This is a genomic window from Cronobacter malonaticus LMG 23826, assembly GCF_001277215.2.
Taxonomy (GTDB): domain Bacteria; phylum Pseudomonadota; class Gammaproteobacteria; order Enterobacterales; family Enterobacteriaceae; genus Cronobacter; species Cronobacter malonaticus.
This window is the reverse complement of sequence record NZ_CP013940.1, coordinates 3,315,590-3,340,168: the sequence shown is the minus strand read 5'-3', so window position 1 is coordinate 3,340,168 and position 24,579 is coordinate 3,315,590. Positions and strand designations below refer to the sequence as shown.

Annotated in this window: 23 protein-coding genes; 8 read left to right on the top strand and 15 right to left on the bottom strand. The window is 58.3% G+C overall.

The features are described from left to right. Window positions 1-38 precede the first annotated feature (38 nt). On the bottom strand, window positions 39-419 hold the full coding sequence (locus tag AFK66_RS15725) for a hypothetical protein (RefSeq protein WP_007775382.1): 381 nt from the start codon (window positions 417-419) through the stop codon (window positions 39-41). Window positions 420-602: 183 nt separating this feature from the next. Here AFK66_RS15725 and yacL point away from each other — a divergent pair, with 183 nt between their 5' ends. Then, window positions 603-968: a protein YacL gene (gene yacL / locus AFK66_RS15720; protein WP_007707680.1), complete on the top strand. Its 366-nt coding sequence runs from the start codon at window positions 603-605 to the stop codon at window positions 966-968. Window positions 969-996: 28 nt separating this feature from the next. On the opposite strand, the gene speD is transcribed toward yacL, so the two are convergent. From speD to AFK66_RS15705, 3 genes are all read right to left on the bottom strand, one after another. Then, window positions 997-1,791, bottom strand: a complete 795-nt coding sequence (gene speD / locus AFK66_RS15715) for an adenosylmethionine decarboxylase (RefSeq protein ID WP_004387874.1) — start codon at window positions 1,789-1,791, stop codon at window positions 997-999. 14 nt (window positions 1,792-1,805) lie between these two features. Then, window positions 1,806-2,657, bottom strand: coding sequence for a polyamine aminopropyltransferase (speE, locus tag AFK66_RS15710; RefSeq protein WP_023899408.1), 852 nt, complete (start codon window positions 2,655-2,657; stop codon window positions 1,806-1,808). Between the two features lie 123 nt (window positions 2,658-2,780). Beyond that, window positions 2,781-3,128: a YacC family pilotin-like protein gene (locus tag AFK66_RS15705; protein ID WP_015386992.1), complete on the bottom strand. Its 348-nt coding sequence runs from the start codon at window positions 3,126-3,128 to the stop codon at window positions 2,781-2,783. Window positions 3,129-3,344: 216 nt separating this feature from the next. Here AFK66_RS15705 and cueO point away from each other — a divergent pair, with 216 nt between their 5' ends. Further along, a complete protein-coding gene (gene cueO / locus AFK66_RS15700; protein WP_023899407.1) occupies window positions 3,345-4,907 on the top strand; it encodes a multicopper oxidase CueO in 1,563 nt (520 codons plus the stop codon). Window positions 4,908-5,093: 186 nt separating this feature from the next. Here cueO and AFK66_RS15695 read toward each other — a convergent pair whose 3' ends face one another. After that, on the bottom strand, window positions 5,094-7,490 hold the full coding sequence (locus AFK66_RS15695) for a glucose/quinate/shikimate family membrane-bound PQQ-dependent dehydrogenase (RefSeq protein WP_032967851.1): 2,397 nt from the start codon (window positions 7,488-7,490) through the stop codon (window positions 5,094-5,096). 192 nt (window positions 7,491-7,682) lie between these two features. Here AFK66_RS15695 and hpt point away from each other — a divergent pair, with 192 nt between their 5' ends. After that, entirely contained in the window at window positions 7,683-8,219 is a 537-nt protein-coding gene (gene hpt / locus AFK66_RS15690) for a hypoxanthine phosphoribosyltransferase (protein WP_004387657.1), read from the top strand. A gap of 54 nt (window positions 8,220-8,273) precedes the next feature. On the opposite strand, the gene can is transcribed toward hpt, so the two are convergent. After that, window positions 8,274-8,936, bottom strand: coding sequence for a carbonate dehydratase (gene can / locus AFK66_RS15685; RefSeq protein WP_007775425.1), 663 nt, complete (start codon window positions 8,934-8,936; stop codon window positions 8,274-8,276). Between the two features lie 108 nt (window positions 8,937-9,044). On the opposite strand from can, the gene AFK66_RS15680 reads away from it, so the two are divergent. The 3 genes from AFK66_RS15680 (at window position 9,045) to AFK66_RS15670 (ending at window position 12,150) form a co-directional block, all read left to right on the top strand. Then, window positions 9,045-9,971, top strand: a complete 927-nt coding sequence (locus AFK66_RS15680; protein ID WP_004387655.1) for an ABC transporter ATP-binding protein — start codon at window positions 9,045-9,047, stop codon at window positions 9,969-9,971. Next, window positions 9,968-10,738, top strand: a complete 771-nt coding sequence (locus AFK66_RS15675; RefSeq protein WP_007775427.1) for an ABC transporter permease — start codon at window positions 9,968-9,970, stop codon at window positions 10,736-10,738. Before AFK66_RS15680 ends, AFK66_RS15675 begins: the two co-directional genes overlap by 4 nt. A gap of 164 nt (window positions 10,739-10,902) precedes the next feature. Continuing rightward, a complete protein-coding gene (locus tag AFK66_RS15670) occupies window positions 10,903-12,150 on the top strand; it encodes a polysaccharide deacetylase family protein (RefSeq protein WP_032983011.1) in 1,248 nt (415 codons plus the stop codon). 41 nt (window positions 12,151-12,191) lie between these two features. Here AFK66_RS15670 and panD read toward each other — a convergent pair whose 3' ends face one another. The 9 genes from panD to thpR all read right to left on the bottom strand — a co-directional run bounded on the left by panD (window position 12,192) and on the right by thpR (window position 19,192). Then, on the bottom strand, window positions 12,192-12,572 hold the full coding sequence (panD, locus tag AFK66_RS15665) for an aspartate 1-decarboxylase (protein WP_007749215.1): 381 nt from the start codon (window positions 12,570-12,572) through the stop codon (window positions 12,192-12,194). Between the two features lie 97 nt (window positions 12,573-12,669). Next, window positions 12,670-13,524: a pantoate--beta-alanine ligase gene (gene panC, locus AFK66_RS15660; protein WP_007775429.1), complete on the bottom strand. Its 855-nt coding sequence runs from the start codon at window positions 13,522-13,524 to the stop codon at window positions 12,670-12,672. 12 nt (window positions 13,525-13,536) lie between these two features. Continuing rightward, entirely contained in the window at window positions 13,537-14,331 is a 795-nt protein-coding gene (panB, locus tag AFK66_RS15655) for a 3-methyl-2-oxobutanoate hydroxymethyltransferase (RefSeq protein ID WP_012125732.1), read from the bottom strand. An 87-nt stretch (window positions 14,332-14,418) separates the two neighbouring features. After that, entirely contained in the window at window positions 14,419-14,898 is a 480-nt protein-coding gene (gene folK / locus AFK66_RS15650; RefSeq protein ID WP_007775476.1) for a 2-amino-4-hydroxy-6-hydroxymethyldihydropteridine diphosphokinase, read from the bottom strand. Further along, entirely contained in the window at window positions 14,895-16,295 is a 1,401-nt protein-coding gene (pcnB, locus tag AFK66_RS15645) for a polynucleotide adenylyltransferase PcnB (RefSeq protein ID WP_204352783.1), read from the bottom strand. The genes folK and pcnB overlap by 4 nt, the downstream gene beginning before the upstream one ends. A 52-nt stretch (window positions 16,296-16,347) precedes the next feature. Next, the gene (gene gluQRS / locus AFK66_RS15640) at window positions 16,348-17,244 is read right to left on the bottom strand and encodes a tRNA glutamyl-Q(34) synthetase GluQRS (protein ID WP_007775477.1); all 897 of its coding nucleotides are present in this window, start codon (window positions 17,242-17,244) and stop codon (window positions 16,348-16,350) included. A gap of 69 nt (window positions 17,245-17,313) precedes the next feature. After that, complete coding sequence (gene dksA / locus AFK66_RS15635; RefSeq protein WP_001155227.1) at window positions 17,314-17,769, bottom strand: RNA polymerase-binding protein DksA; 456 nt, start codon at window positions 17,767-17,769, stop codon at window positions 17,314-17,316. A gap of 178 nt (window positions 17,770-17,947) precedes the next feature. After that, window positions 17,948-18,652 (bottom strand): DNA/RNA nuclease SfsA, encoded by a 705-nt coding sequence (gene sfsA, locus AFK66_RS15630; RefSeq protein WP_023899402.1) that lies wholly within the window; start codon window positions 18,650-18,652, stop codon window positions 17,948-17,950. Window positions 18,653-18,661: 9 nt separating this feature from the next. Continuing rightward, window positions 18,662-19,192: an RNA 2',3'-cyclic phosphodiesterase gene (gene thpR / locus AFK66_RS15625; protein ID WP_023899400.1), complete on the bottom strand. Its 531-nt coding sequence runs from the start codon at window positions 19,190-19,192 to the stop codon at window positions 18,662-18,664. A gap of 71 nt (window positions 19,193-19,263) precedes the next feature. On the opposite strand from thpR, the gene hrpB reads away from it, so the two are divergent. Together hrpB and mrcB are read left to right on the top strand one after the other, a co-directional pair. Continuing rightward, a complete protein-coding gene (hrpB, locus tag AFK66_RS15620) occupies window positions 19,264-21,693 on the top strand; it encodes an ATP-dependent helicase HrpB (RefSeq protein ID WP_023899399.1) in 2,430 nt (809 codons plus the stop codon). A 103-nt stretch (window positions 21,694-21,796) separates the two neighbouring features. Next, window positions 21,797-24,328: a bifunctional glycosyl transferase/transpeptidase gene (gene mrcB, locus AFK66_RS15615; protein WP_007775930.1), complete on the top strand. Its 2,532-nt coding sequence runs from the start codon at window positions 21,797-21,799 to the stop codon at window positions 24,326-24,328. Window positions 24,329-24,579: the final 251 nt, after the last annotated feature.

Genomic DNA, 24,579 nt, shown 5'->3' with positions numbered 1-24,579 from the left:
GAAGCCACTGGCTTCCCTTTTTTATTACGGTTAACGGTTCACGACTCCGCTTTGCCGTCGTAGCGCGGCAGGTTCACGACCGGGTAGGTAAACTCGCCCTCCACCTGACAGCGCTCCGGTTTCTGCTTGCCAGCGTCAAACAGCACATAGCGCTCTTTTTCCGGGAAATAGATCAGATCGTCGCCGTTACGAAACGAAATCATTTCATAAGGCACGCCATTATCGGTTTTGCTCTTTTCAATGCCGGAGGCTATCTGGAAGTGATCTTTCCACTTCATGGTGGAGAGGTGATATTTGAAAAACGAGACCAGCACATTGCCGCGATTAACGCATTCAAGGCGAACCGCTTCACCGGCATACGCGTGGGAGAGCGGCAGCGCGACGAGCAGCAGCGCGCGGCGCAGAAGAGTAAAGTTCACAGGCAACCTCAATACAACAGCACTTAAGATAAACCAAGAGTAACACAGCTCATGCAACGGCTTGTCTACGAGGGGGTTTTCTGTTTCGTCGGCGGCTGCGCTTTTCTTTCCGTTTCATGCTGCGATAATAACAAGAGATAAACAAAGCAGCGGCCAGGCGACGCCCGGCCAGAGGAAAACACCATGGATTATGAATTTTTGCGCGACATCACCGGCGTGGTGAAAGTCCGCCTCTCAATGGGCCACGAAGCGCTCGGGCACTGGTTCAACGAAGAGGTGAAAGGCAATCTGGCGCTGCTGGATGAAGTTGAAGCGGCGGCGCGTGACGTCAAGGGCAGCGAGCGGCAATGGCAGAAAACCGGCCATGAATACACGCTGTGGCTGGATGGCGAAGAAGTGATGGTGCGCGCCAATCAGCTGGAGTTTTCCGGCGACGAAATGGAAGAAGGGATGAGTTACTACGACGAAGAGAGCCTGTCGCTCTGCGGCGTTGAGGATTTCCTTCAGGTGGTGCAGGCGTACCGCGATTTTCTGGCGCAATACGGATAACGGCGGCGCTTCCTTGCGCCGCGCAGGATCATACGGACGGGATATTGCGTCCGTAATAGATTTCACGCATCTCTTTCCAGAGCTGGTCAGTAATGACCTTGCGCTCTTCTTCGGTTAACTCTTCCGGCCGGGTGTGGAACATGTAGTGCTTAAGGTCGAACTCTTTAAGCAACATTTTGGTATGGAAGATATTTTCCTGATAAACGTTCACGTCCATCATGTCATACAGCGACTTAATGTCGTCTGACATAAAGTTCTGTATCGAGTTAATCTCATGATCGATAAAGTGTTTCATACCGTTGACGTCGCGGGTAAAGCCGCGTACGCGGTAGTCGATAGTCACGATATCGGACTCAAGCTGATGGATTAAATAATTCAGCGCCTTCAGAGGCGAAATCACGCCGCAGGTTGATACTTCAATATCGGCGCGAAAGGTGCACAGGCCGCCTTCCGGGTGGCTTTCCGGGTAGGTGTGTACGCAGATATGGCTCTTGTCGAGGTGCGCGACCACGGTTTCCGGCAGCGGGCCGGGGTGCTCGGTTTTGTCGATAAGCTGCGGGTCGACCGGCTCTTCGCTCACCAGAATCGTGACGCTGGCGCCCTGTGGCTCATAGTCCTGGCGTGCGATATTCAGAATATTGGCGCCGATAATCGAGCAGGTTTCCGTCAGGATTTCCGTAAGACGGTTGGCATTATAGAGTTCATCGATATACGCGATATAGCCATCGCGTTCTTCCGCCGTTTTGGCGTAGCAAATATCGTAAATACAAAAACTCAGGCTTTTGGTCAGGTTGTTAAAGCCATGCAGTTTCAGCTTTTTCAATTTTTATCACCTCCTTAGGATGCCTGAGACGCCAGGGCATCTTGCAAATATTGCGGCAGAGCGAATGCTGCCGTATGAATGGCCGGATTGTAATAACGGCACTTCAGCCCCGCGGTGTGGAAGCGCGCCTGTAAGGTTTCGAGCGGGAGTTTGCGTAGCGCTTCGTTATCGGTCGCCCAGGCGAACGTCATGATGCCCCCGTAGTAGGTGGGGATCGCCGCCTGGTAGAAGCTAACGTCGCCAAAGTAGTGGCTGAGCTTTTTATGGCTGTCGATGGCTTCATCCTGCTGGAGAAAGCAGACGCCGTTCTGCGCGACGAAAATCCCGCCCGGATTCAGGCAGCGCTTGCACCCTTCATAAAACGCCGACGTGAACAGGCTCTCTCCCGGCCCGATAGGATCGGTGCAGTCGGAGATAATCACATCAAACTTCTGGGTGGTCTGGTTGACGAAATTTACGCCGTCGTCAATGACCAGCGTAAAGCGCGGATCGTCGTAGCTTCCGGCGTTGTGGTTAGGCAGGTGTTCGCGGCAAAACGCCACCACGCCGGCGTCGATTTCCACCATCGTGATGGATTCCACGCTCTGATGACGAGTCACTTCACGCAGCATCGCGCCGTCGCCGCCGCCGATGATCAGCACGCGCTTCGCGTGGCCGTGGGCCAGCAGCGGCACATGCGTCATCATTTCGTGATAGATAAATTCGTCGCGTTCGGTGGTTTGCACCACGCCGTCCAGCGCCATCACCCGGCCAAAGGCGGAGTTTTCGAAAATAATCAGATCCTGATGATCGGTCTTTTCGCGATAGAGCACTTTATCGACGGCAAAGTATTGACCAAACTGATCGTGCAGCGTTTCGTGCCACATAGGATTCTCGGTCACTGGCTGATACCTCCTTCGTTAACAACCCTTAAAAACGGGCGCAACATCATAGCTAACTATGACCGTGGATGCACGGTCACCCTTTCAGCGAAGGAGCGGGGGAGGGGATTACTTCACGTAGGCAAGCAGGCTTAACGAATCACGTGCCAGGGCTTTGCACTTTTTAGCGGTAGGAATAGCGATGCCGCTCAGATCGCGGTAACTGTCCTCGCCGAGCGCCTTCATATTAAAGCTGTCGTAATTGCTTAAATCCCACTGATTCTGCTGGGCGAAGAAGACCAGCGCGCGGCGGATCTGCCCGTTCGGCAGGTTCTGGTAGCCACAATCATTTTTCAGAAATACAAAAACAGCCGTCAGGTCGGCCATGTCTTCCGCTTCTGATTCACTGAGCGCAAAACTGTTAGTGGAAAAGGCCAACAGACAGCCCAGAAACATTAGCCTGACTACTTTTCTCATCACGTCTACCACTCGCCAACCAATACCCAACGATAGCACATTTCGTTCAGGCGCGACGAGGAGATTTGCGCGCAGACGGCGGTTCCAGTGGCTTTCTGAACGCGTAGTTATTCACAAATCTGCCGTCAGTATTCTTTTATAGGGCGTCACACTTGACCTTCCCGCAAGGGGAGGGTTTAAGCTCAACGGGTGCACGTTGACGATAAGGACGGGAAGATGCAACGCCGAGAGTTTATCAAGTACACCGCCGCGCTGGGGGCGCTCAGCGCGCTGCCGACATGGAGCCGGGCCGCGTTTGCCGCAGAGCAACCCGCGCTGCCCATCCCCGCGCTGCTGATGCCGGACGCCCGCAGCAGCATTCAGCTGACGGTTCAGGCCGGCAAAACCGCATTTGCCGGTAAAAATGTCACGACCTGGGGGTATAACGGTTCTCTGCTTGGCCCGGCGATTAAGCTGCGCCAGGGCAAACCGGTCAATATCAATATCCGCAATAACCTCGCTGAAGAGACCACGGTGCACTGGCATGGTCTGGAAGTGCCGGGCGCGGTGGACGGCGGCCCGCAGGGCATTATCGCGCCGGGGCAGACGCGCAGCGTAAGCTTCACGCCCGAGCAGCGCGCCGCGACCTGCTGGTTCCATCCGCATCAGCACGGCAAAACCGGGCGTCAGGTGGCGATGGGGCTGGCGGGGCTGGTGCTTATCGACGATACCGAAAGCCAGCAACTGATGCTGCCCAAAATCTGGGGCGTCGACGACGTGCCGCTGATTATTCAGGACAAGAAATTCACTGCCGACGGCAATGTCGATTATCAGCTCGACGTAATGACCGCCGCCGTCGGCTGGTTTGGCGATACGCTGCTGTGCAACGGCGCGGTATATCCGCAGCATACGCCGCCCAAAGGCTGGCTGCGTCTGCGTCTGCTGAACGGCTGTAACGCGCGCTCGCTGAAAATTGCCGCGAGCGATAACCGACCGCTGTATGTTATCGCCAGCGACGGCGGCCTGCTGGCGGAGCCGGTGAAAGTGACCGAACTGCCGATGCTGATGGGCGAGCGTTTTGAAGTGCTGGTGGATACCAGTGACGCGCGGCCTTTCGATATCGTGACGCTGCCGGTCACACAGATGGGCATGACGGTCGCGCCGTTTGATAAACCGCAGCCGGTGGTGCGCATTCAGCCTGTCGTGGTGCCCGCCTCGGGAACATTGCCGGATAAGCTGGTGGAGGTTCCGGCGCTGCCTTCGCTCGACGGGCTCCAGGAGCGCTGGCTGCAATTAATGATGGACCCGATGCTGGATATGATGGGCATGGATGAACTGGTGAAGCGCTACGGTAAGCAGGCGCTTGCGGGGAATTCGCACGGGCAGATGATGGGCCAGATGGGACACGGGAAGATGTCGCACGGCGGCATGAACCACGGCGGCCACGGGTTCGATTTCCATAACGCCAATAAGATTAACGGCAAAGCGTTTGATATGAACGCGCCCGCGTTTGGGGCGGCGCTTGGCAAATATGAGCGTTGGACCATATCCGGCGAGGGCGACATGATGTTGCATCCGTTCCATATCCACGGTACGCAGTTCCGTATTTTGACCGAGAACGGCAAGCCGCCCGCCGCGCATCGCGCCGGATGGAAAGATACCGTGTGGGTTGAAGGCGCGCGTAGCGAAGTGCTGGTGCGGTTTGATTACGCGGCGTCTGCGGAGCATGCCTATATGGCGCATTGCCATTTGTTAGAGCATGAAGACACCGGGATGATGTTAGGGTTTACGGTGGCGTGATGGATGTTTGGGCGGAGTGTTAACGGCGGGTGCGCTGCGCTTACCCGCCCTACAAATAAAGACGTTGGTTTTTGCGTAGGGTGGGTAAGCGCAGCGCACCCACCGGTTCCCGAATAAATCCGCTCCACAAACCCCACCCATAAAAAAAGCCCCTCAATGAGGGGCTTTTTGCTTTCCGATACGGTTTTACTTCGCATCATCCGGCAGAGCATAGGCAACGATATAGTCGCCCATTTTGGTACCGAACGAGCCGTGGCCGCCTGCGGAGATCACGACATACTGCTTGCCGTTCACTTCATAGGTCATTGGCGTCGCCTGGCCGCCAGCCGGCAGGCGGGCTTCCCACAGCTTCTCGCCGTTGGTCACGTTGTACGCGCGCAGATAGTTATCTGCGGTTGCACCGATAAACAGCACGTTGCCGCCGGTGGTGATCGGGCCGCCAAGCATCGGCATACCCATGTTAAACGGCACCGGGAACGGCATCGGGAACGGCATGCTGTCGCGCGGCGTACCGATACGTTTTTTCCACACCACGTCGTTGGTCTTCAGATCCAGCGCGGAGATATAACCCCATGCCGGCTGCTTACACGGCAGACCAAACGGAGAGAGGAACGGGTTCAGGGTTACGCCGTACGGCACGCCGTACTGCGGCTGGATACCGGCTTCAGTACCGGTGCCCTTCGCGTCTTTCGGCTGCTCCATCGGGTTGCCCGGACCACGCGGGATAAGCTTCGATACGAACGGCAGCGCCATCGGGTTGGCAATCGCCACCTGACGGTGCGGGTCAATGGCCAGGCCGCCCCATTCGAACATTCCCAGGTTACCCGGGAACACCAGCGTGCCCTGCTCGGACGGCGGCGTAAAGATGCCTTCGTAACGCAGGCTGTGGAACATCACGCGGCAGACCAGCTGGTCATACATCGTGGCACCCCACATATCCGCGCCGCTCAGATCTTTCTTCGGACGGAAGGAAAGGTCAGAGAACGGCTGCGTCGGCGTCACGTAGTCGCCTTTCGCGGCACCCTGCGGAACCGGTTTTTCCGGTGCCGGGACGACGAGCTTACCGTTACGGCGATCCAGTACGAAAATGTTACCGGTTTTCGCTGGCGCGTAGATGACCGGAACGGTTTCGCCTTTCACGGTAATGTCCGCAAGGGTCGGCTGCGCCGGCAAATCCATATCCCACAGGTCGTGGTGAACGGTCTGATAAGACCATACCAGCTTACCGGTGGACGCGTTCAGCGCGACGATAGAACTTGCATAGCGCTCCTGCTCCGGCGTGCGGTTACCGCCCCAGATATCCGGCGTCGTTACGCCCATCGGCAGGTAAACCATGTCGAGCTTCGCATCATAAGACGCCGGCGCCCAGGAGTTCGGGGAGTTCAGCGAGAAATGATGCTCGTCAGCCGGGATCGCGTTCGGGTCTTTCGCACCCGGATCGAAGGCCCACAGCAGTTTACCGGTGTTGATATCAAAACCACGGATGACGCCGGACGGCTCACGGGTGGAGAAGTTATCGGTCACCGCGCCGGCAATCACAATCACCTTGTCAGTGACGATAGGCGGCGAAGTCGGCTCATACATACCCGGCGTAGTGACCGGCATGTTGGTCTGCAGGTTCAGAATGCCTTTATTAGCGAAGCTTTCACACAGCTTGCCGTTATCCGCATTCACTGCAAACAGACGACCATCGTTCACCGGCAGGATAATACGACGCGGACAATCCGCGACGACATCCGGGCTGGCGTTCGCGGCTGTCGCTTCGTGATACGACACGCCGCGGCAGGTCACATGCTGGAATGACGGATTAGTATTCAGCTGCGGATCGAAGTGCCATTTCTCTTTACCGGTTGCGGCATCAACGGCGAAAAGACGCTGGTGCGCGGTGCAGAGGAACAGGGTGTCACCGACTTTAATCGGCGTTACTTCGTTGGTTATCTCACCCGGATCGGTCGGTAGCTTCAGGTCGCCGGTGCGGAACACCCAGGCTTCTTTCAGCTTATGAACGTTGTCGGTGTTGATCTGCTTGAGCGGAGAGTAACGCTGGCCTTCCTGGTTACGCCCGTAAGCCGGCCAGTCGCCGTCAGGAATGCTCTGGCTACCGTTCACGGCGGCAGGGGTGCTGTCCGCGCTGAGGGTGCCGTTGATTTCCTGCGGATCGTTAAAGCCTGCCCAGAAGAGCAGCCCCGCGGTGATGATAAGCGAGACCAGCAGCGCCGGTACGCCTGCGCGGGACGGCGTGCTGAGGCGACGCCAGACGAATGGCAGAATCAGCCATACGCCGAAGAACACCAGGACGTCGCAGCGCGGCGTCAGCGCCCAGAAGTCGAAGCCGACTTCCCAGATGCCCCACGCCATCGTGCCTAATAAGATGATAGCGTAGAGCCACAGCGCCGCAGCGTTACGTCTCCACAGCAGCCAGGCGGTCGCCAGCATGCCTACCCCGGCGATGGGGTAGTACCAGGAACCACCGATTGAAACCAGCCATATACCACCAACCAATAAATACAGCCCTGATAATGCTGCGAACAGGGCTGTGAGAATCACGAGAAGTCGTGATTGTGTCTTTTTTGTTTCTGCCATAACCACACTCTTAATTTTTAAGTAGCAAGTTATTATAGTTGTTAACATATGTGATCTTAATCACAAAAAGAGCTTTTCGCACTTTTCTGTCGGACGGGCGTTTTACTGGTATACTGCCCCGCTTATCGAGCGTTACCGGCGGCAGGCGCCGCTGGTAACGCTGATTTATTTTTAAATCAAACGGTTAGCGATATGAAACATACTGTTGAAGTGATGATTTCCGAGGCGGAAATTAAGGCGCGCGTTGAAGAACTGGGCCGTCAGATTACTGAGCGTTATCAGGACAGCGGCAGCGAAATGGTGCTGGTAGGGCTGCTGCGCGGCTCTTTTATGTTCATGGCGGACCTGTGCCGTCAGGTTCACGTGGCCCATGAAGTCGATTTTATGACCGCCTCCAGCTACGGCAGCGGCATGTCCTCCACGCGCGATGTCAAAATCCTCAAAGATCTGGATGAAGATATCCGCGGTAAAGATGTGCTGATCGTCGAAGATATTATCGACTCCGGCAACACGCTCTCCAAAGTGCGTGAAATCCTGAGCCTGCGCGAGCCGAAATCGCTCGCCATCTGCACGCTGCTCGATAAACCGTCGCGCCGTGAAGTGGACGTGGAAGTGGAGTATGTCGGCTTCTCGATCCCGGATAAGTTTGTTGTCGGCTATGGCATCGATTATGCCCAGCGCTATCGTCATCTACCGTATATCGGCAACGTGGTGATGCTGGAAGAGTAAGTCCGGCGCACAAAAAAGGGGCCACTGGCCCCTTTTTTATTGTCACGCTCGCCCTTATTTATGGCTGGCGTGTGTTTTCTGGATGTTGGATACGCCTTTGCGATAACCCTGTTCCAGGGTGTCGCGGTCGGTCGCGGTCACGTCCAGATCGCGCAGCAGGCCGTCGTGAATGCCATACGCCCAGCCGTGCAGCGTGACGTTCTGGCCGCGTTTCCAGGCGGACTGCATGATGGTGGAGTGGCCAAGGTTATAGACCTGCTCCATCACGTTCAGCTCGCACAGGGTGTCGAGACGTTTTTCCTGCGGCAGCTCGCTCAGCAGCGCGTTGTGTTTCAGCCAGATGTCGCGAATGTGCAGCAGCCAGTTGTTAATCAGGCCCAGCTCCGGGTTTTCCACCGCCGCCTGCACGCCGCCGCAGCCGTAGTGACCGCAGATGATGATGTGCTCAACTTCCAGCACGTCCACCGCGTACTGAACGACGGAAAGACAGTTAAGGTCGGTGTGGATAACCAGGTTCGCCACGTTGCGGTGAACAAAGATCTCGCCCGGCTCAAGGCCAGTGAGACGTTCAGCCGGTACGCGGCTGTCGGAACAACCGATCCACAGGAAGCGCGGTTTCTGCGCCTTCGCCAGACGTTCAAAAAAGCCGGGGTCTTCTTTGACCAGCATTTTTGACCAGATTTCGTTATTACTAATAAGTGTGCTGATATCTTTCATAGAGGTTAACGACCTGTAACCAGACAATTGCGTTCGGGTAATATAGGGCAACTAAACTTTTTTTTAAACCACACAACTTCTGCAAGAAAATAAGGTGACTGTACTTTCATGACCATTGCACTGGAACTGGAGCAGCTTAAAAAGACGTATCCCGGCGGCGTACAGGCGCTGCGCGGCATTGATTTACAAGTCGAAGCGGGAGATTTCTACGCGCTGCTGGGGCCGAACGGGGCCGGTAAATCCACCACCATCGGTATTATCAGCTCGCTGGTCAATAAAACGTCCGGTCGGGTGCGCGTGTTTGGGTACGATCTGGAACGGGATGTGGTTAACGCCAAACGCCAGCTTGGGCTGGTGCCGCAGGAGTTTAACTTCAACCCCTTCGAGACCGTGCAGCAGATCGTCGTCAACCAGGCGGGCTACTACGGTGTTGAGCGTCGCGAAGCGATTGAGCGTAGCGAAAAGTATTTAAATCAGCTCGATCTGTGGGAAAAACGCAACGAACGCGCGCGTATGCTCTCGGGCGGGATGAAGCGTCGTCTGATGATCGCCCGCGCGCTGATGCATGAGCCGAAACTGCTGATCCTTGATGAACCGACGGCGGGCGTGGATATCGAACTGCGCCGTTCGATGTGGGGCTTTCTTAAAGATCTTAACGATAAAGGCACCACGATTATTCTCACCACTCACTATCTCGAAGAAGCGGAGATGCTGTGCCGCAATATCGGTATTATTCAGCGCGGCGAGCTGGTGGAGAACACCTCGATGAAATCGCTGCTTTCTAAGCTCAAATCGGAGACGTTTATCCTCGATCTGGCAGCGAAAAGTCCGCTGCCGAAGCTTGAAGGTTATCAGTATCGTCTGGTGGATACCTCGACGCTTGAGGTAGAAGTGCTGCGCGAGCAGGGCATTAACAGCGTCTTTAATCAGCTGACCGCGCAGGGCGTTCAGGTGCTGAGTATGCGCAACAAAGCGAACCGTCTTGAAGAGCTGTTCGTCACGCTGGTGAATGAAAAACAAGGAGAGCGCGCATGATGCAGCTTTACTGGGTCGCCCTGAAAAGTATCTGGGCGAAAGAGGTGAACCGTTTTGCCCGTATCTGGGTGCAGACCCTGGTGCCGCCGGTCATCACCATGACCCTCTATTTTATTATTTTCGGTAATCTTATCGGCTCACGTATCGGCGAAATGCATGGCTTCACTTACATGCAGTTTATCGTGCCGGGCCTTATCATGATGGCGGTGATCACCAACTCTTACGCGAACGTGGCGTCGTCATTTTTCAGCGCCAAGTTCCAGCGCAATATCGAAGAGCTGCTGGTAGCGCCGGTACCGACGCATGTGATTATCGCCGGTTACGTGGGCGGTGGCGTGGCGCGAGGGTTGTGCGTCGGTATTCTGGTGACGGCGGTGTCGCTGTTCTTCGTGCCGTTCCATGTGCACTCGTGGCTGTTTGTCGCCCTGACGCTGCTGATGACCGCCATTCTGTTCTCGCTCGCCGGGCTGCTGAATGCGGTATTCGCCAAAACGTTTGATGATATCAGCCTGATCCCGACGTTCGTGCTGACGCCGCTGACCTATCTCGGCGGGGTGTTTTATTCGCTGACGCTGCTGCCGCCGTTCTGGCAGGCGCTGTCGCACCTGAACCCCATCGTCTACATGATTAGCGGCTTCCGCTTTGGTTTCCTCGGGATAACCGATGTGCCGCTGCTGTTTACCGTCGCGGTGCTGGCGTGCTTTATCATCGCGTTCTATCTGCTGTGCTGGTATCTGATCAGCCGCGGGCGCGGTCTGCGTTCGTGATCGGCTAAGCGCGTCGGCGTGGATAAATTCGCGCCGGCGCGTCGCCCGTTACCTGAATCCCCGCCTATGGGCGCACGATAAATCGCGGCCGGGCTTGGTATTCATGTCACTTTTGTTAAAATGTGCATAATTTCACCTCTGGCAGTCACTGTTACACCACTCCTATGCTAAATCGTCTCTTTTTCTGTCTGCTCCTTCTGGCCACAGGCGTCGCGCAGGCCAGTCTCCTCGGCAGCGAACAACCCCGCGAACAATATATGCAAATCACCGAAGATGCCGCGATCTGGGCGAAGGTCGGTGATAACGTGCAGACGGTTGGTATCATTCGTGAAGGGCAGTTGCTCGCCGTGGTGCCGATTGCCGCTGACTACTATGAATTTCGCTTCGGCTTCGGCACCGGGTTTATCGACAAAGCGCATCTGACCGACGTGCAGGGCAAAAAACGCGTGACGGACAGCCTGGGCGATCTGAATAAGCCGCTCAGCAATCAAAATCTACTGACCTGGCGGGATGTCACTATTTATAACGAACCGGATGTGAACAGCGAACCGTTCGGCACGCTGGCGGAAAATCTGCGCTACCCGATTGTCGGCAAGCTAAAAGACCGCCTGAACCAGACCTGGTATCAGATCCGCATTGGCGACCGGCTGGGGTATATCAGTAGCCTCGACGCGCAGGAAGATAACGGCATCCCGGTGCTGACGTACCATCACATTCTGCGTGATGAAGAGAACACCCGGTTTCGCCATACGTCCACCACCACGTCTGTGCGTGCCTTCAGCAACCAGATGACCTGGCTGCGCGACCAGAGCTACGCGACGATAAGCCTCTACGATCTCGACGGCTACGTGCATAACCGCATTAATCTGCCCGCCCGCGCGGTGGCGATCACCTTCGATGACGGCCTGAAATCGGTTTATCGCTACGCGTATCCGGTACTGAAAGAGTATGGCTTTAAGGCGACGGCGTTTATTATCTCGTCGCGCATCAAACGTCATCCGCAGCGCTGGGACCCGAAATCACTCCAGTTTATGAGCGTGTCGGAGCTGAAAGCGATTCAGGACGTGTTTGATGTCCAGTCGCATACTCATTTTCTGCACCGCACCGACGGCGCGCGCCATCCGATTTTGTTAAGCCGCACGTATCACAATATTCTTTTTGATTATCAACGCTCGCGCCGTGCGCTCTCGCAGTTTAATCCGCATGTGCTGTTTCTCTCTTATCCGTTCGGCGGGTATGACGATAAAGCGGTGAAGGCGGCGGGCGACGCCGGGTTTCATCTGGCGGTGACGACGGTGAAGGGCAAAGTGAAGCCGGGCGATAACCCGTATCTGTTAAAGCGGCTCTATATTCTGCGTACCGACTCGCTGGAGACGATGGCGAAAATCATCAGTAATCAGCCGCAGGGATAAAAAAAGCCCTCGCGAGGAGGGCTTTATTGTTGTGCGCAGCGTTACGCTACCTGCACCGGCACCGCTTTGGCGATGCGTTTCATCTCGTTGTCGCCGTCGAAATAGGCGACTTTCGGCTGCCAGCTGCGCGCCTGCTCATCCGGCATGGTCACGTAGCTTGCGATAATCAGGATATCTCCGACATCCGCGCAGTGGGCCGCCGCGCCGTTCACCGAAATGATCTTCGAGCCGCGCTCGCCCGCGATGGCGTAAGTTGAAAAGCGTTTGCCATTGGTCACGTTGTAGATATCAATGGCTTCATATTCCAGAATGCCCGCGGCCTCGAGGAAATCCTGATCGATGGCGCAGGAGCCTTCATAATGCAGGTCCGCCTGAGTAACTTTGACGCGGTGCAGTTTGCCCTGCAACATGGTGCGAATCATAACTTGAACCCTGTTTACCTGAATGTCGTCAGAGCCGGGCGGTGACCCGGCTCCAGGAATTTATCCCGGGCAGTATTGCCCTTTTTACCCATGCTGTCTACTGGGTTAATTCCACGGTCTGATTGTCGATTAACCGCGCCTGGCCGAGCCACGCGGCCATCAGAATTACCGCGCGCTGGCTGGCCGGTGAGAGCGCCTGCAGCGTGTCGGCATCGCGGATTTGCAGGTCGTCCGGGCGGAAACCTTTCTCGCTGAGTTCGTCGCTGGCCGCGGCGATAATCGCCTCCAGATCGCGCTCGCCCGCGCGTAGTTTCTCCGCCATCGCGTTCATCACTTTGCTCAAGCCCGGCGCGATTTTGCGCTGGTCGCTGGTGAGATAACCGTTGCGGGAGCTGAGCGCCAGCCCGTCTTTGGCGCGTACCGTCGGCACGCCGATAATCTCGATGTCATAACCCATGTCGGCCGTCATTTTGCGAATAAGCGCAAGCTGCTGATAATCCTTTTCGCCAAAGCAGGCGACATCCGGCTGAACAAGGTTAAAGAGCTTGCTCACCACGGTCGAGACGCCACGGAAATGCCCTGGACGGCTTGCGCCTTCGAGCATCGTAGAGAGGCCGGGAACGTCAACATAGGTCTGATCACTCATGCCCTGCGGATAGACCTCTTCCGGCGTCGGTGCGAATACGAAATCGGCACCGCGTTTTTTCAGCTTTTCGCAATCTTCCTGAAGCGTGCGCGGATAGCGCGCCAGATCGTCGGCGCGATCAAACTGCATCGGGTTGACGAAAATACTTACCACTACCGCGTCGGCACTGGCTTTCGCCTCATCCACCAGCTTCATATGGCCGTCATGGAGATTCCCCATGGTCGGCACCAGGGCAATGCGTTTGTCCTCCATGCGCAGGCGACGGATCTGCTGGCGCAGCAGCGGCACGGTTTCAATAATCAGCACAATGACACTCCTTTAGTGAAAGCTGTGTTCTTCGCCCGGGTACGCGCCGGACTCCACTTCAGCAATATACTGGCGCACCGCGGCGCGCATATCGCCCGCTTCAGCCAGGAAGTTTTTGGCGAATTTCGGGATGTGGCCGCCGGTAATACCGAAGGCGTCATGCATCACGAGGATCTGCCCGTCAGTGACGTTACCGGCACCGATGCCGATAACCGGAATGGAAAGCGCGTTGGTGATGCGCTGCGCCAGCGCGACCGGCACACATTCCAGCACCAGCAGTTGCGCGCCCGCGGCTTCTAAAGCCAGCGCGTCGTTAAGCAGCGTCTGTGCGGCGGCTTCATCGCGGCCCTGCACTTTATAGCCGCCGAAAATATTCACGGATTGCGGGGTCAGCCCCAGATGCCCACACACCGGCACGGCGCGCTCGGTCAGCATGCGTACTGTGTCGGCAAGCCACTGGCCGCCTTCAATTTTGACCATATTGGCACCCGCGCGCATAACCGCGGCGCTGTTTTCAAAGGCTTGTTCAGGCGTGGCGTAAGCCATAAAGGGTAAATCGGCGAGCAACAGACAGTGCGGCGCGCCGCGGCGAACGGCGCGGGTATGGTAGGCGATATCGTCAACGGTGACCGGCAGAGTGGAGTCGTGGCCCTGGACGGTCATGCCCAGTGAATCCCCCACCAGCATGACGCCAATTCCTTCTTCTTCAAAGAGTTTCGCAAAGCTGAAATCGTAGGCGGTGATAGTGGCGAATTTTTTGCCGGTTTCCTTCAGGCGTCGCAATTGAGAAATGGTTGTCGGTTTCATGGGTGTCCCGCAAACAGAAAAAAAGCAGTGTAAACGATGCGTTTACGGGAGGATACCGCGAGGAAATACGAAGGGAAACTTTTTGATTTACCAGTGGCGAATTGCTGAACAATCAAGGCGTTCGAGCACATCGGCCAGACGCTCGCCATCCGGGAAGCGCAGCGCGGGCGCAATCTCTGAAAGCGGCAGCAGCATGAAAGCGCGGTTTTTCATGTCGTAGTGGGGAACGGTCAGGCGCCCGGTGTTTATCGTTGCGTCACCAAACAGCATGATATCGAGATCGAGCGTGCGCGGGCCCCAGCGCTCCGCTTTACGCACGCGCCCCTGCTCAAGCTCAATGCGCTGCGTGTTATCGAGAAGCGCTTCAGCGCTGAGCGTCGTCTCCAGCGCCACGGCGGCGTTCAGATAATCGGGCTGATCCTGCGGGCCAAGCGGCGGGGTGCGATAAAACGAAGAGGTCGCCACAATGCGGCTGCCCGGAATACGCGCCAGCGCAGCCAGCGCGTTATTCACCTGGGAAAGCGGCTCGGCGAGGTTGCTGCCGAGCGCGATAAAGGCCAGCGTCACGCGTTACCCTCGCGGCGCGGGGAAGTGCGACGGCGTGGACGACGCGTGCGGCGACGCGCGGCCGGCTCGTCGCCCAGATCGTTGAGCATATCTTTTTGCATCGGCGGCGCGGCGGACTGGAATTCACCCCACCAGTTCGTCAGGCGTTGCAGCTCGCTGTTGTTTTCCGCTTCGGCGCGCAGCGCCAGCAGATCGTAAGCCGCGCGGAATTTCGGGTGCTCCATCAGCTTCCAGGCGCGTTTGCCCTGACGGCGCGACAGGCGCAGCTGCAGCATCCAGATATCGCGGATAAGCGTCGTGATGCGTTTCGGGATCGCGAGCGAGCGGCAGGCTTCATCCAGCACGTCATTCATGGCGAGCGCGAACGCGTCGTAGTACGCAAGGCCGCTCTCCTGGGCGATTTTCTGCGCCATTTCGAGCTGCGGATACCAGTACATCGCGGCGAACAGGAACGCCGGGTTCACGCGCATGTCGTTATGAATGCGGTGATCGGTGTTCTTCAGCACCTGCGCGATGATACGCTCCATCGGGCTGTCGCCTTTCTCGGTGAAATAGCGGCTGATGCCCGGGAACAGCGGCTGGAACAGATTGTATTCGCACAGCAGACGATAAGTCGCATAGCCGTAACCGGTCTGCAACAGCTTCAGCGACTCTTCAAACAGACGCGCCGGCGGCACATCGTTGAGCAGCGTGGCGAGGCGCGGGATAGGCTCGCCGGTTTCCGGGCTGATGCGCATATCAAGCCGGGCGGCGAAGCGCACCGCGCGCAGCATACGCACCGGATCTTCGCGGTAGCGGGTTTCCGGATCGCCGATAAGACGGATAATCCCTTCTTTAAGATCGTTCAGGCCGCCCACGTAATCGCGTACCGTGAAATCGGCCACGCTGTAATAGAGGCTGTTGATGGTGAAATCGCGGCGCTGGGCGTCTTCTTCAATCGAGCCGAAAATGTTGTCGCGCAGCAGCATGCCGTTCTGGCCTCGCTGGGAAGTGGCGCGATCGCCCGCGTTCTCTTCGTGATGGCCGCGAAAGGTGGCGACTTCAATGATTTCCGGCCCGAACATGACGTGGGCCAGGCGGAAACGGCGGCCAACCAGGCGGCAGTTGCGGAACAGCTTGCGTACCTGATCCGGCGTGGCGTTGGTGGTGACGTCGAAATCTTTCGGCTTTTTGCCAAGCAGCAGATCGCGCACACCACCGCCGACAAGCCAGGCTTCATAACCGGCTTTATTCAGGCGGTACATCACTTTAAGCGCGTTCTCGCTGATATCTTTGCGGGAGATAGCGTGCTGTTCACGCGGGATAATGGTTATGGCGGGCTGTGCGACGCCTTCGTCAACCACGCTCTCCTCGCGGTTTAACACCTTACGGCAAAAATTAGCGACTCGGGTAAAAATGGTGCACCTCGGTAGTGTCAGACTCTGGACAAAAAACAGCGGCTAATATAGCTCAGCGCAACGCATTTGAGAATGCCGGATTCGCGGCTGCCGCCGCAGGCACCGCGCTGAGATCCCATTTTTCCACCGCCTGACGCAGCAGCGTTTCGGTGGAAAGCGCGCGCCAGTCGTCATCGACCGGCTGGTTTAAAAACGCCAGCGCCTCAACCAGCACCGGACGCGGGTCGCCTTCCGGCAGCGGCGGGGCGTGGTTCTGTTTGGAAAGCTTGTTGCCATCCGGGTTCACCACCAGCGGCAGGTGAACGTAATCCGGTGCCTGCCAGCCAAACTGCTGATAGAGCGAAATCTGGCGCACCGTCGGCTCGATAAGATCCGCCCCACGCACGATTTCCGTCACGCCCTGGAAATGGTCATCGACGACGACCGCCAGGTTATAGGCGAACAGCCCGTCGCGGCGGTGAATAATAAAATCTTCGCGGGCGAGGGCCGGGTCGGCGGTGATATTGCCGCGCAGTTTATCGGTAAACGCCATGACCGGGTGCGTCTGCACGAGCCGCACGGCGGCGTTCTCCGGGCCGTGACGTAACGCGCGGCAGTGGCCATCATAAATGCCGCCCAGTTGCTGAATACGGCTACGCGGGCAGGTGCAGTAGTAGCTTAGTCCGTGCTCGCGCAGGTACGCTAGCGCCTCGCGGTAGGCCTCGTGACGCTGCGACTGATACAGCACCTCGCCGTCCCAGTGCAGGCCGTAATGATCAAGCTGGCGCAAAATCGCGTCGGCGGCACCCGGTACTTCGCGCGGCGGATCGATATCCTCGATACGGACAAGCCACTGACCGTTTAATGCGCGAGCCTGAAGATAGCTGCCGAGCGCGGCAATCAGCGAGCCGAAATGCAGTTCGCCGGAAGGAGAGGGGGCGAAACGCCCGATGTATGGCTTAACAGACATGGTGATGGCAGATATAAAAGAATACGGCGGGAAAATCCCGCCGTAAGTGTGAGTAATTTGCGTCGGCGATTAGCCGGCCATCTGTTTTTCGCGGATTTCAGCGAGCGTCTTACAGTCGATGCACAGATCGGCGGTCGGACGGGCTTCCAGACGACGGATGCCGATTTCAACACCGCAGGATTCGCAGTAGCCGAAATCTTCGTCTTCCACTTTTTTCAGCGTTTTTTCAATCTTCTTGATAAGCTTGCGTTCGCGGTCGCGGTTACGCAGCTCAAGGCTGAACTCCTCTTCCTGGGCGGCACGGTCTACCGGATCCGGGAAGTTTGCAGCTTCATCCTGCATGTGGGTTACGGTGCGATCGACTTCATCCCGGAGTTGATTACGCCATGCCTCAAGAATACGCCTGAAGTGCGCCAGCTGGGCTTCGTTCATATACTCTTCGCCCGGTTTCTCCTGATACGGCTCCACCCCAGCGATGGCGAGAATACTCAGGGACGATGTTTTACGGTTTTGCCCTTCTTGCATGTTGCTTCTCCTTAACACGCACTATCGATCCCCTTCTCGGGGGAAAAATCAGGCCGCTATAAATAACAGAAGCTTTTCCGGATAGCAATTATCTAAACGTAACACTTGACAACCCTGTGAGGAAAAGCGTATTTGCGCACGCGGCCGTATCATTATTAGTCGATTGCGGATCAACTGGTTATAAGCGAACCGGCAAAGGCGACGTCAGCGTTATCTCACTGGCGGAAAGCAAGGCCTTCCAGGCCAGCACTTCCACCCCCTTGCGCTGCGCCTCGCTTAACAGCTCAGCATAGCGCTCATCAATATGGCGCGCCGGGGCAACCTGCGTAATGGCGGAGTGCAGCACGGCGAACAACAGCACGGCGCGATCCCCTTGCTCCACTACGCTCATCAGCTCCCGTAAATGCTTCTGACCGCGCGCGGTCACCGCATCCGGGAAGTACCCTGAATCCTGCTCCGACAGCGTCACGGATTTCACCTCAATATAGCAGTTAACCTTGTCACTCGCCTGCAACATAAAGTCGATGCGGCTGCGTTCGGCACCGTACTTGACTTCGCTCTTAAGGCTCTCGTAACCGGCGAGCGAAGGCAGGCGCTGCGTCTGCAACGCCTCTTTCACCACCGTGTTGGCGCGCAGCGTATTCACGCAAATCAGCGCGCCATCACGGGTCTGGGTTAATTCCCACGTGTGCGGATATTTGCGCGTCGCGACGCTTGAGGTGGAATACCAGACGGTATCGCCGGGCGTCGCGCAGCCGGTCATCGCACCGGTGTTCGGGCAGTGCAGGGTTAAGGTTTCGCCTTGCGGCGTGACCACATCGGCGAGAAAGCGCTTATAGCGCTGAATCAACCGGGCCGGTTGCAGTGCGGGGGTAAATTCCATGTCGCTTCCTTATGGGTTCAGAGACCAGCGTTGCAGAGTCTGGTAACGGGTACGTCCCTGTTCAAATCGCGATTCATACAGCACAAACTCCCGCACCGGAAGCTGCCAGCCAAACCCTGGCGGCGGCAGCCTGACCGGGTGCTGAGCGTTACGCAGTAATGTGACATGCGGATGAAAGGGTTGCGCGCTTTGTGGACAACCGCTGCGTGCCGCCTGCGCGCGCAGTAAATTCGCGAGCTGCAGCAGGCCGCGCGGCGGCTGGCGGGAGCCAAGCCAGACGACCTGCGAGCGGGGCCAGTGCCCGGCGTCGTCCAGCGCCAGCGTAAACCCTGGCTGCTGAATACGCCCGGCAAGCGCGCTTAACGTGCGCTGCTTTTGCGCGCTGACATCGCCTAAAAACGCGAGCGTGATATGCAAATTCGCGGCGGCAATCGGCCTGCCCGCGTCCGGCGCAAAGTGTGCGGCGCGCCACTCGATAATCTGTTGCTGAAGGTCGGCTGGCAGAGGCAGCGCGAAAAACAGCCGTTTCTGGTCTGACATAGCGGTAACTCGTAATGATCGGGCGGAATGCTACAATGCGTGCCTTTCATAGTAACCCTCTGGAGCCTGTCGTGTCGTCTTTACCGGTCGCCGCCGTTTTGCCTGAACTTCTCAACGCCCTGCAGCACGCACCGCAGGTGCTGCTGTGCGCCCCGACCGGCGCCGGGAAATCGACCTGGCTGCCGCTGGAAATCTTAAAGTCCGGCGTGCTGGACGGGAAAATCATCATGCTGGAACCCAGACGGCTTGCGGCGCGCAACGTGGCGCAGCGTCTGGCGGATCTGCTCGGCGAGCCGTGCGGCGAAACCGTGGGCTACCGGATGCGCGCCGAAAGCTGCACCGGCCCGGCCACGCGGCTGGAAGTGGTGACCGAAGGCATTCTGACGCGGCTGCTGCAGCGCGACCCGGAGCTTTCCGGCGTGTCGCTGGTGATCCTTGATGAATTCCACGAGCGCAGCGTGCAGGCGGATCTCGCGCTGGCGCTGCTGCTCGATGTCCAGCAGGGGCTGCGCGAGGATCTCAAACTGCTGATCATGTCTGCGACGCTCGACAACGCGCGCCTGCAGGCGCTGCTGCCGCAGGCGCCGACGGTGGTCTCCGAAGGGCGCAGTTTCCCGGTGGAGCGGCGTTATCAGGCGCTTTCGGCGCATCAGCGTTTCGATGAGGCGGTGGCGCAGGCGGTGAGCGGGCTGTTGCGTGAAGAACCCGGTTCGCTGCTGCTGTTTTTGCCGGGCGTCGGCGAGATCCAGCGCGTGCAGACGCAGCTTGCGGAGCGCGTCGGGCGCGACGTGCTGCTGTGCCCGCTCTACGGCGCGCTGCCGCTCGCGGAGCAGCGCAAGGCTATCGTGCCCGCGCCGCCGGGCTTTCGCAAAGTGGTGCTCGCCACCAATATCGCCGAAACCAGCCTGACCATCGAAGGCATCCGGCTGGTGGTGGACAGCGCACAGGAGCGCGTGGCGCGCTTTGACGCCCGCACCGGGCTGACGCGGCTTATCACGCAGCGCATCAGCCAGGCGTCGATGACCCAGCGCGCCGGGCGCGCCGGACGCCTTGAGCCAGGCATCTGCCTGCATCTTCTCCCGAAAGAGCAGGCGGAACGCGCCGCCGCGCAGGCGGAGGCGGAAATCACGCAAAGCGATCTCTCCGGGCTGCTGCTGGAGCTGCTGATGTGGGGATGCCGTGACGTGACCGATCTCCAGTGGCTCGATCTGCCGCCTGCCGTTAACCTGGCCGCCGCGCGCGAATTACTTACCGCGCTGGGCGCGCTGAAAGACGGCCAGCTCACCGCGCGTGGACGCCAGATGGCGCAGTTCGGCAACGATCCGCGTCTCGCCGCGATGCTGGCCTGCGCCGAAGGCGCTGACGCGCAGGCGACGGCGGCGCGGCTTGCCGCCATCCTTGAAGAGCCGCCGCGCGGCGCAGAGGCGGATTTGCGCAGCGCCTTTTCCCGCAGCCAGGGCAACTGGCAGGCCCGCAGCACGCAACTGATGAAGCGGCTTAACGCTCGCGGCGGGACGCCGTCGCTCTCGCTGGCGCCCGCGCTGCTCGCCTGCGCGTTCAGCGATCGCATCGCGCGTCGTCGTGGGCAGGAGGGGCGTTATCAGCTCGCCAACGGCATGGGCGCGATGCTCAGTCAGGATGACGCGCTGACGCGCTATGAGTGGCTTATCGCGCCGCTCTTATTGCAGGGCAGTAACAGCGCCGACGCGCGGATTTTACAGGCGCTGCCGCTGGATATTGACGCGCTCATTGATGAATGTCCGCATCTGCTGAGCCAGCGCGATTCGCTGGAGTGGAATGACGAACAGGGCACGCTGCGCGCGCAGCGTCGCTGGCAGGTGGGGCAACTGGTGCTAAAAACGCAGCCGCTCTCAAAACCCTCCGAAGACGAACTTCACCAGGCAATGCTTAACGGCATTCGCGAAAAAGGGCTTTCTGTTCTTAACTGGACGCCAGAGGCGGAGCAGTTGCGCCTGCGTTTGCACTGCGCGGCGCGCTGGCTGCCGGAGGAGCCGTGGCCGGACGTCAGCGACGAGGCGCTTCTGGCGTCGCTCGATGTCTGGCTGTTACCGGCGCTTCACGGCGTGCATTCGCTGCGCGCGCTGAAAAACATCAATCTTGCTCAGGCGCTGCTGCATTTACTCGACTGGACGCAGCGGCAACGTCTGGATAGTGCGCTGCCGGCGCATTACACTGTGCCGACCGGCAGCCGGATAGCGATTCGCTATCATGAGGAGAACCCACCGGCGCTGGCGGTGCGCATCCAGGAAATGTTCGGGGAAGCCGAAACGCCGGTTATCGCCGAAGGCCGGGTGCCGCTCACCCTTGAACTGCTTTCACCCGCCCAGCGGCCGCTGCAGATCACGCGCGATCTCAGCGCGTTCTGGCGTGGCGCCTGGAAAGAGGTGCAGAAAGAGATGAAAGGGCGCTACCCGAAACATGTCTGGCCGGACGATCCGGCCAACGCGCTGCCAACCCGGCGCACCAAAAAGTATCAGTAACGGCGGCGTTGCCGTCGTGATGATTTGAGAGCTTTCTTCTTCCGCCTGCGTGCGGAAGAGCCAAGAATCTGGCCTTTGCGCCTGTACGTTGTGGAGAAAAAGCATGGCGGGGAATGACCGCGAACCTATCGGACGCAAAGGACGACCGACGCGTCCGGCAAAACAGAAGGTAAGCCGTCGTCGTCTCAGGGATGAGGATTATGACGATGAGTATGAAGACGATGATGAGGAGCCGATGCCGCGTAAGGTAAAAGGCAAAAAAGGCAAAGGCGGAAAACAGGGCGGCAAACGCCGCTGGCTGTGGCTTCTGTTAAAGCTGTTTGTGATTTTTGTGGTGCTGCTGGTTATCTACGGCGTCTATCTTGATCAAAAAATCCGCAGCCGTATCGATGGCAAAGTCTGGCAACTGCCGGCGGCCGTCTACGGGCGCATGGTTAACCTTGAGCCTGATATGACCATCAGCAAGCAGGAGATGGTGAAGCTGCTGGAGGCGACGCAGTATCGTCAGGTGACGAAAATGACGCGCCCTGGCGAGTTTACCGTCCAGGCGAACAGCATTGAGATGATCCGCCGTCCGTTCGATTTCCCGGACAGCAAAGAAGGGCAGATCCGCGCGCGCCTCGAGTTTGACGGCGACCATCTGGCTTCTATCGAGAATATGGACAGCAACCGTAACTTCGGTTTCTTCCGCCTCGATCCGCGGCTGATCACGATGCTGTCATCGCCGAACGGCGAGCAGCGCCTGTTTGTGCCGCGCTCCGGCTTCCCGGATCTGCTGGTGGACACGCTCGTCGCGACGGAAGACCGCCACTTCTACGAGCATGACGGCATCAGCGTCTGGTCGATTGGTCGTGCGGTGCTGGCGAACCTGACGGCGGGCCGCGCGGTGCAGGGCGGCAGTACGCTGACGCAGCAGCTGGTGAAAAACCTGTTCCTGACCAACAAGCGCACTCTGTGGCGTAAAGCCAACGAAGCGTACATGGCGCTTATCATGGACGCGCGCTATGACAAAGACCGCATCCTTGAGCTGTACCTGAACGAGGTCTATCTCGGCCAGAGCGGCGACGATCAGATCCGCGGCTTCCCGCTGGCGAGCCTCTATTATTTCGGCCGTCCGGTTGAAGAGCTGAGCCTCGATCAGCAGGCGCTGCTGGTGGGCATGGTGAAGGGCGCGTCGCTCTATAACCCGTGGCGTAACCCGAAACTGGCGCTGGAGCGTCGTAACTTGGTGCTGCGCCTGTTGCAGGAGCAGAAGGTTATCGACCAGGAGCTTTATGACATGCTGAGCGCCCGTCCGCTCGGGGTGCAGCCGCGCGGCGGCGTGATCTCCCCGCAGCCGGCGTTTATGCAGATGGTGCGTCAGGAGCTGCAGGCGAAGCTTGGCGATAAAGTGAAAGATCTCTCCGGCGTGAAGATTTTCACCACGTTTGATTCGGTTGCGCAGGACGCGGCGGAGAAAGCGGCGGTGGAAGGCATTCCGGCGCTGATTAAACAGCGCAAGCTGAAGGATCTGGAAACCGCGATGGTCGTGGTGGACCGTTTCACCGGCGAAGTCCGCGCGATGGTCGGCGGCGCAAATCCGCAGTTCGCGGGCTATAACCGCGCTATGCAGGCGCGTCGCTCGATTGGCTCGCTCGCTAAACCGGCGACCTATCTGACCGCGTTAAGCCAGCCGAACACGTACCGTCTCAACACCTGGATTGCCGATGCGCCGATCTCTCTGCGCCAGCCGAACGGGCAGGTGTGGTCGCCGCAGAACGACGATCACCGCTTCAGCGGGCAGGTGATGCTGGTGGATGCGCTGACGCGCTCCATGAACGTGCCGACCGTCAACCTCGGTATGGCGCTCGGTCTGCCAGCCGTGACCGACACCTGGAAAAAACTGGGCGCGCCGGAAAACCAGCTGCATCCGGTTCCGGCCATGCTGCTCGGTGCGCTGAACCTGACGCCGGTTGAAGTGGCGCAGGCGTTCCAGACCATCGCGAGCGGCGGTAACCGCGCCCAGCTCTCCGTGCTGCGCTCGGTGATTGCCGAAGATGGCACCGTGCTGTATCAGAGCTTCCCGCAGTCGGAGCGCGCCGTACCGGCGCAGGCCGCTTACCTGACGCTCTGGACGATGCAGCAGGTCGTGCAGCGCGGTACCGGCCATGCGCTGGCGGTGAAATTCCCGAAACTGCATCTCGCCGGGAAAACGGGGACCACCAATAACAACGTCGACACCTGGTTTGCCGGTATCGACGGGCGTGAAGTGGTGATCACCTGGGTGGGCCGCGACAATAACCAGCCGACCAAACTCTACGGGGCCAGCGGCGCGATGGCGATTTACCAGCGTTATCTGACTAACCAGTCGCCGATCCCGCTGGATCTGACGCCGCCTGAAGATATCGTCGACATGGGCGTTGATGATATGGGCAATTTCCTGTGCGGCGGCGGTGGCATGCGCACGCTGCCAGTCTGGACCAGCGATCCGAACGCGCTCTGCCAGCAGAGCCAGCCGGTCGCGCCGTCGGGCAATCCGTTCGATCAGTCCGCGCCGCAGCAGCCGCAACAGCAGCAGCCTCAACAGGCGCCGCAGCAGGAAGAGAAGAGCGACGGCGTCGCGGGCTGGATTAAAGATATGTTCGGCAGCAACTGACGTCCCCTTCGGGAACCCAGGGCTTAGCGCCTCTCCGGCTTCGGCGGGAAGAGGGCTAAGCCCTTTTTTATTGTCACCATTATTTAAATTGCGGGTAACTAATCGGTAGCCGTCAATTAACCTGATAATTTCCTCTGGTGATTAATTGGGCCATTGGCCGCCCGCGCTGCGCCAGGCGCTTGCTATATAAATAACCTTTCGCATATCATCTCGGGCGCATAATAATAATTCTCGTTTACGTTATCATTTGT